This window comes from Nitrospirota bacterium (genome assembly GCA_023229435.1).
Classification (GTDB): domain Bacteria; phylum Nitrospirota; class UBA9217; order UBA9217; family UBA9217; genus JALNZF01.
On record JALNZF010000017.1, the window covers coordinates 1 to 11,234 of the forward strand.

The 11,234-nt window shown below is 52.5% G+C and carries 9 protein-coding genes; 1 reads left to right on the top strand and 8 read right to left on the bottom strand.

The window, feature by feature from the left end; genetic code table 11:
• Positions 1-303 precede the first annotated feature (303 nt).
• Positions 304-1,788: a DnaJ domain-containing protein gene (locus M0R70_11290; protein ID MCK9419950.1), complete on the top strand. Its 1,485-nt coding sequence runs from the start codon at positions 304-306 to the stop codon at positions 1,786-1,788.
• Positions 1,789-1,813: 25 nt separating this feature from the next.
• On the opposite strand, the gene fdhE is transcribed toward M0R70_11290, so the two are convergent.
• From fdhE to M0R70_11330, 8 genes are all read right to left on the bottom strand, one after another.
• Positions 1,814-2,569 carry a formate dehydrogenase accessory protein FdhE gene (gene fdhE, locus M0R70_11295; protein MCK9419951.1) on the bottom strand — a complete coding sequence of 252 codons (756 nt, stop codon included), beginning with the start codon at positions 2,567-2,569 and terminating at the stop codon, positions 1,814-1,816.
• 292 nt (positions 2,570-2,861) lie between these two features.
• Positions 2,862-3,719 carry a YihY/virulence factor BrkB family protein gene (locus tag M0R70_11300; GenBank protein MCK9419952.1) on the bottom strand — a complete coding sequence of 286 codons (858 nt, stop codon included), beginning with the start codon at positions 3,717-3,719 and terminating at the stop codon, positions 2,862-2,864.
• A 200-nt stretch (positions 3,720-3,919) separates the two neighbouring features.
• Positions 3,920-7,231 (bottom strand): PAS domain-containing protein, encoded by a 3,312-nt coding sequence (locus tag M0R70_11305; GenBank protein MCK9419953.1) that lies wholly within the window; start codon positions 7,229-7,231, stop codon positions 3,920-3,922.
• A 425-nt stretch (positions 7,232-7,656) separates the two neighbouring features.
• On the bottom strand, positions 7,657-9,093 hold the full coding sequence (locus tag M0R70_11310) for an AsmA family protein (protein MCK9419954.1): 1,437 nt from the start codon (positions 9,091-9,093) through the stop codon (positions 7,657-7,659).
• Positions 9,094-9,123: 30 nt separating this feature from the next.
• Positions 9,124-9,510, bottom strand: a complete 387-nt coding sequence (locus tag M0R70_11315) for a DUF302 domain-containing protein (GenBank protein MCK9419955.1) — start codon at positions 9,508-9,510, stop codon at positions 9,124-9,126.
• A gap of 19 nt (positions 9,511-9,529) precedes the next feature.
• Complete coding sequence (locus tag M0R70_11320) at positions 9,530-9,898, bottom strand: hypothetical protein (protein MCK9419956.1); 369 nt, start codon at positions 9,896-9,898, stop codon at positions 9,530-9,532.
• 38 nt (positions 9,899-9,936) lie between these two features.
• The gene (locus M0R70_11325) at positions 9,937-10,767 is read right to left on the bottom strand and encodes a transporter (GenBank protein ID MCK9419957.1); all 831 of its coding nucleotides are present in this window, start codon (positions 10,765-10,767) and stop codon (positions 9,937-9,939) included.
• Position 10,768: 1 nt separating this feature from the next.
• On the bottom strand, positions 10,769-11,212 hold the full coding sequence (locus M0R70_11330) for a hypothetical protein (protein MCK9419958.1): 444 nt from the start codon (positions 11,210-11,212) through the stop codon (positions 10,769-10,771).
• Positions 11,213-11,234: the final 22 nt, after the last annotated feature.

An 11,234-nucleotide genomic window follows, 5' to 3' on the forward strand; every position in this document is an offset into this window, starting at 1 on the left:
GCTTGTTTTTCTGCATGCTCAATTCATATCATATTTTCCTCATCCATTACAAGCTAAAAACCCTTACGTAGAGCGGGTTCTGTGAGCTTTCAAGCTCATTTTTACCCACTCGGTAAGGACAAGACCCATTATAGTAAGAACCGGGACGTTAGTCAATGCCCTGAGAGCAGAATCGGGTATGGTAAATGCCGCCGCAGATTCGAAAAATAAAAGTAAATAAAAAGGTGGACACCGATTAAATAATGCTATAATATCCAATAATTTTACCGGAATAGAACATTGTTCATGACCCCAAGGAGTTGCATGATCTCTTCAGCCGGCGACATAAAGGACATGACCATCCCCTGGCTCTTTCAGGACCTCCGGAAAGAGAAGGAGACCGGCACCGTTGTCTTTTCGCGCGACCGGGAAATAAAAAAGGTGTTCTTCAGGAACGGGGACATCCTCTTCGCCTCATCGAATTTGGATGAGGACAGGCTGGGAGAGTTCCTGATGCGAACGGGAAAGATCACCAGCGCCCAGTTCGACTCCTCATCGGAAGCCGTCATCAAAACTGGTAAAAAACTGGGCGCCGTCCTGTTCGAGATGGGAATCCTCACCGCGCAGGACCTCGTGGCCCAGGTGAAGCTCCAGGTCAAGGAGATCATCATTAAGCTATTCGGCTGGCGCGACGGGGGCTACCAGTTCGATGGCCGCCCCCTGCCGGTCTCCGAGATCATCCCCATCCATATGAGCACCGGCGACCTGATCATCGAAGGCATCCGCAATCTCGACTGGAAAGGTATCCGCAAATCGCTCCCTTCGATCAAGACCATCCTGCGCACCTCAACGGACCCCTCGCTCCTCTTCCAGAGCGTCCACCTCGATCAGGACCAGCGGACGGTCTTTTCGCTCATCGACGGCTCCACAAGCATTCAGGAACTATGCGTACTGTCAGGCATCGGGGACTTCAACACCCTGAAGGCGGTATACGCGATGCTGGCCCTCAGGATGGCGGAAACCGGAGAGATCAAGACCCGGGAGGATAAGATCGTGTCCGCGGTCGTGCGCGAAACCGTCGCGGCCGAAGTGAAAAAAGAGGAGAAAGCCCCTGCGACCGAGATATCCGTCACCAAGGAGACCCTCCAGAACGCCTTCGACAGTCTGGGACGTCAGAACCATTATGAAGTGCTCGAGGTGGGCCACGGCGCCACGGCGCTGGAGATCAAAAAGGCGTACTTCCATCTTGCCAAGCACTACCATCCGGACCGGCACTTTGAACCCGAGATGAGCGACATGAAGGAAAAGCTCGAAGCGCTCTTTTCGCGGATCCACGATGCCTATGAAACCCTCAGTTCACCGACCGCGCGCAAGGAATACAACATCGATCTCGCCAGCGGGGCTGATAGGGACCGGGAGGAGGGAAAAGCCCATAAGGGAACAACAGCCAACCGGGAGACTGCCCGCGCGCAGTTCAACGAGGGAATTAAACAGTTTAACCAGGGAAACTTTTGGGGTGCCGAGGAGGCCTTCGAGTGGGCGATCCGTCTTGATCCCGGGAATGCGGAATACGTATTTCGCCGGGGCCTGACGCTCGCGCGCATTCCGCGCAGGGGCCACGAAGCGGAAGAGCACTTTGTGAGGGCGATCGAGAAAGCTCCGAAAAAAAGCGACTACCATCTGGAGCTCGGAAACTTCTACGCGAGAAGCGGCCTGAAAGAGAAGGCGCTCGCCGCATACCGGAATGCCCTGCAGCACGACCCGATGTCTGACAAGATCACCAAGGCCATCCAGAAGATCAGCGGATAGAACTTCCCACCCCAGTCATATCATTTCATCCACTGGCGGACATCCGTAACATCCCGATGGGATTCGGAGAAGGACGCTTGTAGCCTTTTTCCTGGACCACAACGTCCAGGGGCAGGCTCATCAGGTCTGCAAGATCAGGCGTCATGCGGCCCATTATTTTTTCATCCACGGTCTTGACATACGATTTGCAACGATCGCAGGCGCGGACCCTGAATCCTTTTTCTTTCTTGACAATAAAAGTGTTCAGCAACGCCCGATTCTTATTATGACAAACAGGACATCCGACGGCATCATACCGTCCTTTCGTACCACAGAAAGAACAGTGCTGCTGCAAACCCTTCGGGGAGACGGTCAACAGGGACGGCCGCGCACTGCATACGGGACACCTCCCTTCTTCCCAAAAGCGGTCATCACGCTGAAGGACCTCTTGTATCCCGAGAAAGTATGGCCTGCTTAAAAGAAAAAGAAGCATCGTAAGATCGTCCTCGGAATACGGGAGCGAGAACGCCGGCACTTCAAGCAGAGGGAGCCTCGTAAAATCGATCTCGCCGAGCTCCAGGGCCTGCTTCAGAGGTGACAGGCTGCCTTCGGGCAGATCAACAACAGTCAGAAAACGCTCAATGATCCGGCCAATGAACTCCGGCGGATAGGCGTTCAGACCCGGCCTCGACGGAATGCCGAGCGCCTTCACCGCAGCCGCGAACTGGATGGATCTTTCATAGAACCGCAGCGTGTTATCGAGATGCGGCTTCTTCGCGATAATTTCTTCGATGATGTCCATAAAAACCTTTTTTGTCCGAAAAACAGGATATGACCGGATATTTAACGACCACTATCCTGTTGATCCCGTTATCGCGTCTCAGCCTCTTGTCTTTTCAGCTATTGCGGCGCCTTCGGATATCGCATGACGAGGTCCTCGCCGGTCAGCGCCTCGGCAAGGAACGTTTTGAGGTATGTCTTTTCCTTGTCGGTCAGGCCCGGCGTGGTACGTATCATTCCTCAGATTGCGGTCCAACGCTGCAACCTCATATCGTTAGAGAGCAAAGTTCTCTAACGGGGTTTACCTGATGCCCCTAAGTTTTTCTGCGCTCAAGTTCCGCAATGATCTGGGCCCCCAGCAAAATAATGACGGCAATCGCCTCTAAACTGAGCAGGGCCACCACTGACGTGGCAAAAGAACCGTAGATTACCGTTACCGTAGAGAGGACCGAGTAATACCAGACCAGCACACGGCGGGTGAGCTCCCATAAAACCGTCGCGATCGTCCCTCCCATCAGAGCGTGCCGGAACGTAATGCGCACCGCGGGCATGATCAGGTAGAAGGAAGTCACCAGCAACACCTCGCCGAGTATCCCCATTAAATACAGCGCAAAGAAGGATGGGCCCTCAAGGCTGAGACCCCATCCAAATATGACTAACTGCCTGCCGCTGTGGGTCTCTATGGCGCCCGCTATAAACGATACCAGCAGGATGCCCAGGCCGAATACAAAGATATATATGTAAGGAATAATGGCGGACAGGAGATAGTGACGGCGTTGCGTTCTGACACGATGAAAAAAGATCACGGACATGGCGCTTTCGAGCACGGTAAAGGCTATGGAACTGAAAAAGAGCATGGCCAGAAGTACAAAACTCCCGACCGATTTGCCGTGCTCAAGAAATACCAGTACTTGTTCGGTCAAGGTTGCCGCATAGCCTGGTATCATCATTTCTATATATGTCGACAAGGTGTGAAATAGCAGGCCCTTTTCGATAAAACGTGACAGTACTATGAGGGCGAGGATCGACAGGGGCACAATTGACAGCAGGGTATAATAGGCTATGGCGCCGGCCAGCAGGAGCCCCTGATTACGTTTGAAATCACGCGCTACGCTGACCAGGAAGCTGAAGAACCGGCTGAGGAGCATATATATATTTTGTTGTTTCGCCATAGCAGGGATAAAGGATCCAAAGGAATAAACAAATGCGTGAACCGGTGAAGTTTCAGGTTTAGTCTCGTAAAAAAGTCAAAAAACACCTGATGTGTCATTCTGAGCCCTGCGGCCTGTCATTCTGAGCACAGCGAAGAATCTCGTTTTTGAACGACTCAGGATAAACTCCGCGAAGAATCTCGCCTTTTCAATACTACAAATCATTTTCCTTTATTCTTCTTAACGTATTCCGGATATAATTTCATCGCGCATTCCGGGCATATGCCGTGGGTGAATTCCGCCTCGGAATGTTCTCTGATATAAGCCTCGATCTGCTCCCAATAACCTTCGTCATTGCGTATTTTCTTGCACGAAGAGCAGATCGGCAGCATTCCGGCCAGTTTCTTGACGTTGGCAAGCGCTTCCATATGATCAAGAAGGACCTTGTCCCGCTCCACTTCCGCCATTCGCCGTGCGGTAATGTCTTCGATGGCAAGGAGGACCAATTCGGACCCTTCCCGGGCGACCTTTCGCGCATTCAGGAGCATGCTCCTGTGGCCGACGACGGGCGCCTCGTAATCCACCTCCAAGTCGCTGAACACGTCGTTGTCCCGGAGGACAGCCTCAAGCTGCATCCGGAGTTCCGGCGTATTCCAGATTCCGTCCTGCAGCTCGGGGAAGTATTTGTTCTCTGTTAATTCGCGTGTCATGGCGAAGTTCTTATAGTACGCCCCGTTCGCGGTGACCACGCGCAGGTCTTTGCTCAGTACGACAAGGGGTTCACGTACGGTCTCGACGATCGCTTCGGCATAATCGCGGGCTTCCTTGATGCGCAGCATTCCCTGCTTCAGGTCGTTGATGTCTTCGAAGGTCACGATGGCGCCGTCGATCCTGTTGTCATTGGTCTTGTACGGCCGTATCGTCATGGAGTACCAGCGGTCCTTCGTGTCCTGGACATCTTGTGTCTTGATCGTCAGCGAATCGATCACCTCAAGGATCAGCCGATCAAGGTCCGGCACGTTGATATTGGGCCTGATGTCGGAAATAGGGCGCCCGATATCGCTGGCGATGAGATTCAGCGCCTTTCCCGCGGATGCATTAAAGCGCCTGATCTGCAGTTTATTCCCGATCATCAGGATCGGGATATCGACGCCGCTCAGGACATTTACGAGGTCGTCGTTGCTCTGCGTTATTTCTTCGTTGCGGTTCTGGAGCTCGTCGTTCACGGTGCTCAGTTCTTCGTTGGTGGACTGAAGCTCTTCCTTGGACGTTTCGAGCTCCTCGTTGATGCTCTGCAGTTCTTCGTTGCTGGACTGCACTTCTTCATTGAGCGCCTTGAGTTCCTCGGTGGACGCCTCATGTTCCGCAACGATCGACTTCAGATGCTGCTGCGTGGCGACGAGCTCGCGCGTCAGCGGGGCAACCTGGTCCTCCTGAGACCGGCCTTTTGTCTTTGCCGGGGCTTTCCCCGGCTTTTTCGAGTCTCTCTCCGTCGGCGCGGCACTGTCCTCAAAAATGACCAGAAAAAGGCGCTCCTGGGAATCACGGGTCTTGAACGCGATCACTTCGATGTTTATCGTGTTGAAGGTGTTGTTATGCCTGACCTTAATTCCTTCTTTCCTGACGGCAATATCTTTTTTTGCGGCCTGGCGGATAAGCACCCGCAGTTCCATGGCGAGGCTTTCACCCGCCATCTTCATGAGATTGAGGCTTGCTTTGCCGGGCTGGGGTTTCAGATAGGGGCTGATGTTCCCGCGGAATTGAAGAATATCCATGTCCTCATTCATGACCATTCCCGCGGGACTGTATCTGTTCAGGATGATGCTGTCGGCTTCCTTCTGGATGTCGGTCCCGCCTGCGGCATGCTCGTCCACCTTTTTCCTCAATTCGGTCATATCTATAAAATGACTCCGTTCCTGGTCTAAGTGCAATATTGTCGATGATGTCTTTTTGGAATAGATCCTGCTGTTTTTGTCGACCAGGGAAAAAAGGTCCGCAAACTCGCCGATGGACTCGGACCTCCCGAGCATGAGATACCCCGAAGGGTTGAGTGCATAGTGCATGATCGGGAGCGCCTTTTTCTGCAACACCGGGCCGAAGTAGATCATCAGGTTCCTGCAGCTGATCAGGTCCATCTTTGAGAACGGCGGGTCCTTGATAAGGTTCTGTCTGGCGAATACGCATTGCTCCCTGATCGACTTGCTGATCTGGTATCCCTGTTCCGTTTTTACAAAAAAACGCCGGATTTGTTCCGGAGAAACATCCTGCACGATGTTGTCCGGGTAAAAACCCTGGCGGGCCTTTTCGATCGCCGCCTCGTCAATGTCGGATGCGAAGAACTGGATTGGATGGAATATGCCCCGCTCTTCGCTGAATTCCGAGAAACATATTGCGAGAGAGTACGCCTCCTCTCCAGTCGAGCATCCCGGGACCCATATTCGCAGGGGTGTATCGGAGGTTTTGTTCTCAAGAAAGCGCGGGAACACGACTTTCTTCAGCGCAGTGAACGTCTCCGGTTCCCGGAAAAAGGAAGTGACATTGATGAGGATGTCCTGGTACAGGACCCCGACTTCCGTGGGGTTCTCCTGCAGATAACGAACGTATTGTTCCAGTGCATCTATCTTGTGCAGGAGCATGCGCCGATTGATCCTGCGCAGTATCGTTGCCTGTTTGTAATACGCAAAATCAACGCCCGTGGCCGTCCTGATCCGCATGAATATTTTGCTCAGATCATCCTCTCCTGCCTGAAGCAGCGGGCCGGTCTTCATGGCTGTGTGAAGGGCCAGGAAGGGATGGCGGCTGATCCGCGCCAGCTCAGCGGCCATCTTTTCAGGGGGCAGGACGTAATCCACAGTGCCGGTCGCAACGGCGCTTTTGGGCATACCGTTGTATTTTGCCGATTCGTCCTGGACCAGGACAATCCCGCCCCCGGCCTTTATCGCCCGGATTCCCAGAGAACCGTCGGAGCCGGTCCCCGAAAGGATGATACCGACGGCACTCTGCCCCTGGTCCTCGGCAAGAGACCGAAAAAATGAATCAATAGGCATGTGGTGAACAGGGGATTCGGCGCGCGGCGAGAGACGGAGCACGCCGTGGAAAACAGTCATGAACGCATTGGGCGGGATAACGTAAACATGGTCAGGTTCCACGGTCATACCGTCCTGCACCTCATGCACCGGCATGGAGGTCGCTTTTGAAAGAAGCTCGGTCAAAATGCTGTCTTTGGCGGGGGCAAGATGTTGAACAAGCACGAACGCCATGCCCGTATGACGCGGAACATTCTCCAGCAGCTTCGTGAACGCTTCCAGCCCTCCCGCGGAGGCGCCGATCCCGACAATAAGAAACGTTTTCCCTTTCGATCGGTCTCGTTCAGCAGGCTGACTCTTTATCGCCGGGCTGGTCAAGAGCTTTGAAGAGGCTTTTGCCGGCCCGGCGCTCTTCCCGCCTTTGCCGGCGATCGGGTCCTTTTTAAGAGGTAGCGATTTTTTGACTTTCTTCGTTGGAGGCCCTGCCGGTGGTCGCTTTTTAGACATGTATTCTCCCGATGTCATGTATCATTCGTTAAAAAGTTGATGGACTCGCAATAAGTCGAATTAAACCGCTGAGATGCAGAGAAAATCCTCAGTATTTTTGTAACTGTTCAGTATATCTGAACCAGAAGCGCGTTACACCGAAGAAAAACCTTTTATCCGCAGATTTCGCAGATGGACAAAGATTTTAAAACACAATTCAGGTTTGTTTAAATCTGTGAAATCTGCGTAATCTGCGGATACTATTTTGACCTGAGTAGTTACATTGTTTTTTAATACGCATTTCTCCGCGTCTCCGCAGTAGATTATTACTTTTTACTCGCTCATCAAGTTGAAGATTCAGCATTCTATCATATTGAGTGCTCTCTATATAGAAAAAAGAGGTCTCCTTCTCGCGGGGAGAAACCGAATATAATACATTATACTTATTACTCCGGATGAGCAACCGAACCTGAGTAAAACACCTCGCACTTTTTACCCTGAATGAATTGGCTCGCATCCTCCAGCGCGTTCGACACGGATCCCGTAAGTGACCTAAAGACGTTTACCTTCTCGATCTGCGGTTTACGGAACGGCCCGCGCACCTTCTGGCTGTAAACAGCGCACCCCCGTTTATCGATGGCCGCCACGGTCACGTCGACAAATTGGTTGTCGTTGAAGTTCAATCCGCCCTTCATGGCGATCCGGTATTTTTTTGAGGCAAGGGCCACGTCCGTCGCCACGACAATGCCGTTATTTACTTTCCAGATCGATACGAGCTTTTTGATGCTCCCTTGTCCGCCCCGCGACTCTTCGTACAGGCTTCCAAAATTGTAGCTCTTGGTAAGCACCGGCCCAAAGGGGCCCACGAGAAAGTACGCCCCGACATCCACGAGGTTGAAGTTCTGGCTTCGTTTGTACTTGGGGATGAGGACATCGATATCGACGCCGATGAGCGTAAGGTCCTCCCCGTTCAAGGAAAGGCCGCCGTTCAGGGATCGCTTCACCTCATCCATATTTTTTCCCGCAGCCTTCAGGTCCGCGGAAAAGTTGACCGTCCCTTCCATGCTTTTCCGGGGGGCTTCCCCGGTCGAGAATGCCTGAATTACCTCCTCGATCCTGAACCGGTTAAGAGCAGCGATGAGCCGGTAATGAGGCGACGACTTTGTCACATCCACATGAACGCTCCCCTTCCCCTTCCCGCCGATTAGATTCATGCTGACCGGGTTTACCTCGAATATTCCGTTTTCCCCTGTTGTCCTCATCACGAGGTTTGTCAGGGTGAGCTTGTTGATCGTGAGCGTCTTGCACCTGAGGTCCCCGTCGAATGAGATGTTCTTGAATGGTCCGCCGACGGCCTTCCCCCGGTAAAAAAGGTTTTGTATGGCCCCCTCGAAGTTGTCCGCCTTGATCTTCCCGCCGGAGCTTTCATCGGTATAAATAAGCTTCCCCTCGGCAATGGATATCTTTTCCACGGCAAGGGGCCTACCCGACGGCGCGCGGCCGGACTTTTCAAAATTGAACGTCCCGTTTTTGTACCGGACCAGGGAGAGGACCGGCTTGATAAGCCTGACCCGGTTTATCCGGACTTCGCGCCTCGTAAGCGCAATGAACTTCAGCCCGATCTTCATCTTCTCAACCGTAACGACATCCGTTCCCTTGTTCCGCACACTGATGTCCCTCAGCGATATGCCGATGCCCGGAAAGAGCGCGATGCCCAGCCTGCCCTTGATCCGCACCTCCATTCCCATTGCATCCGACGCGGCTGCCTCGATCTGCGGTTTAAAGGCCTGGATATTGAGCAGGATCGCGATAATGCCGGCAACGACGACAAGAACGAGCACGCCCGTTGTTATGAAGATAATTTTATTTCTCTTGAGCGTCATGCTTCCCCTTCTCGCGTGTCAGGTCACTGACTATGCTCTATCGATAACTTTTTTCAGCTTACTGCTGATTTCGGCGGCAATCGCCTTTAACGCGGGATTTTCCACGGCCTGCATGGAAGCCAGAGGGTTGATGGCCGTGACCTCGACCTTCCCATCTGAAATCTCCTGCACAATCACGTTGCAGGGAAGCATGGTGCCGATCTTATCCTCTGCCTGCAACGCCTTGTATGCAAAAGGCGGATTGCAAGCGCCGAGAATCCGGTAGTTTCTGAATTCAACATCGAGTTTCTTCTTCAACGTTGCCTTCACGTCTATGTCGGTCAGGATGCCGAAACCTTCCTTTTTCAGTTCTTCCGTCACTCCGGCGATCGCTTTATCAAAGGACAGATTCAATGTCTTACTGAAATAATAGCTCATAACAACCTCCTCCTGTCAGCTAATGTTTATGCGGATCGGTCTTGGAGGGCTCCGCTGACTGCGGATCATCCATGCACTTCATATCCATAGGCATCGACATTTTCTTCTGCATCTTTTCTTTCATCTGTGCCATATCCTTCATCATCTCCTTTTTCTCGGAATGATTAGGCCCCTTCATCATCTTTTCCTGCATGGTCATCATGTCCATCATCATCTGCATCATTTCCTTCTTTTCATCCATCATTTGTTTCATCATCGGCTGGCATTTCTCCATCATCTGCTTCATCTCATCCTTCTGCTCACCCTTCATGCCGCTGTCCGTCTGGGCAAACCCGTAGGTTGCGGCCAACATCAGAACCACCAGGCTTATTGTCACTATCTTTTTCATTGTATTTCTCCTTCGGGAGTAGGCTGAGGAGATTTAAACTAAAACCATCTTACGATGCCGAAATCCATTCCGAAGTCCGGACCGCCGTTGTTCAGGCCCTTGAAGGCGCTGCCCCTGATGGCGTAATCGACGCTCAGGACATGAAAAAAACCGACACTGACCTCTTGGGGATTTTCTGCTCCGGGGACCATTGCCCTTCGACCCTCAAAGGAGGCTGCGATGTTCGTTCTGCCGAAGATTCTCGATATTCCGACCCCATAAAGATAGATGTCATTGTAGTTGATAGCAGCGGGGTCTCCGATTTTTATGTACCCGCCCGTGAGCGAAAGCTTGAAGTTCTCTATCCGTTGATGCATACCGAGGAAAGCGCCGTAATCGGTTTCTCCAGTACCCAGACCCTTGGTATCGTCGGCAGTCGGCAGTTTAAGAGCCATCGTCCCATTGAGAGAGAAACCAATGGAACCTTCAGGAATGAACACCGCTCCGCCGCGCAGAATGACGTCCCCTATGCCGCTCTCGCTCAGGCTTTGTCCGCTGGCCTTGTTCGTGAGCGACAGATACGGCACGGTAACGCTGACATCGTATCTCGGCGCGACATACCCGATGGTCGAGGAGAGATAATACAAACTGGATGTCGTCGGGGTGCCGAAATCGCCCGTTTTGTAACCGCCGCCAAGGTCGAGATAACCGCGGCCCGTATCAGCCGAAGCAGCCGACGGGACCGCAAATGCGCTTAACAAAACTATAAGCAGGACGTGAACAGCCAAGTAGAGAAAGTAGCGGAGACCGGGGCTCATATTCCATTCCATTTTTTGAAAGCTCGTATTTGCTGCGCCCATAATAAAGCTGTTATTCACGCCTTGCTTCATGTTATTTACTCCCCTTCTGCATGCCGTCTATCATCTGGTTCATGGTCTTCATCCGCTCCTGCATTGTTTTCATCATGGCGGGGTCCATGGTTCCCTTGCCCATCTGTTCGGACATCTCTTTCATGGTTGCGGACATATCATTCATCACCTTCGACATGTCCTGCATTTTGGAATGGTCCATGCCCTGTTTCTGCTCCATGGTCCCGGACATCTTCTCCATCATGTCGTTCATTCGGCTCATCATGCCCGACATGTCGCGCATCATCTGCTGATTCATCATTTGATTGCTCATCATCTGCGAGGACTGCTGGGAGCCCATCATGCCCTGCCCCTGCTGACCTTGCTGCCCCTGGCCGCTTCCCATTCCTCCTCCGCCCATCTGCGCAAATGCCGTTGCTGTTGCAAAACCAATTACCATCGCAGCCACTGCCAGAATCTTTTTCATGATTGCTTCCTCCTTTTTAGTG

Bases quoted from the DNA above. Each gene is read 5' to 3' on its own strand.
- M0R70_11290 (MCK9419950.1), top strand. From the start codon at position 304: ATGATCTCTTCAGCCGGCGACATAAAGGACATGACCATCCCCTGGCTC.
- M0R70_11300 (MCK9419952.1), bottom strand. From the start codon at position 3,719: ATGGCGAAACAACAAAATATATATATGCTCCTCAGCCGGTTCTTCAGC.
- M0R70_11310 (MCK9419954.1), bottom strand. From the start codon at position 9,093: ATGACGCTCAAGAGAAATAAAATTATCTTCATAACAACGGGCGTGCTC.
- fdhE (MCK9419951.1), bottom strand. From the start codon at position 2,569: ATGGACATCATCGAAGAAATTATCGCGAAGAAGCCGCATCTCGATAAC.
- M0R70_11320 (MCK9419956.1), bottom strand. From the start codon at position 9,898: ATGAAAAAGATAGTGACAATAAGCCTGGTGGTTCTGATGTTGGCCGCA.
- M0R70_11330 (MCK9419958.1), bottom strand. From the start codon at position 11,212: ATGAAAAAGATTCTGGCAGTGGCTGCGATGGTAATTGGTTTTGCAACA.
- M0R70_11305 (MCK9419953.1), bottom strand. From the start codon at position 7,231: ATGTCTAAAAAGCGACCACCGGCAGGGCCTCCAACGAAGAAAGTCAAA.
- M0R70_11325 (MCK9419957.1), bottom strand. From the start codon at position 10,767: ATGAAGCAAGGCGTGAATAACAGCTTTATTATGGGCGCAGCAAATACG.
- M0R70_11315 (MCK9419955.1), bottom strand. From the start codon at position 9,510: ATGAGCTATTATTTCAGTAAGACATTGAATCTGTCCTTTGATAAAGCG.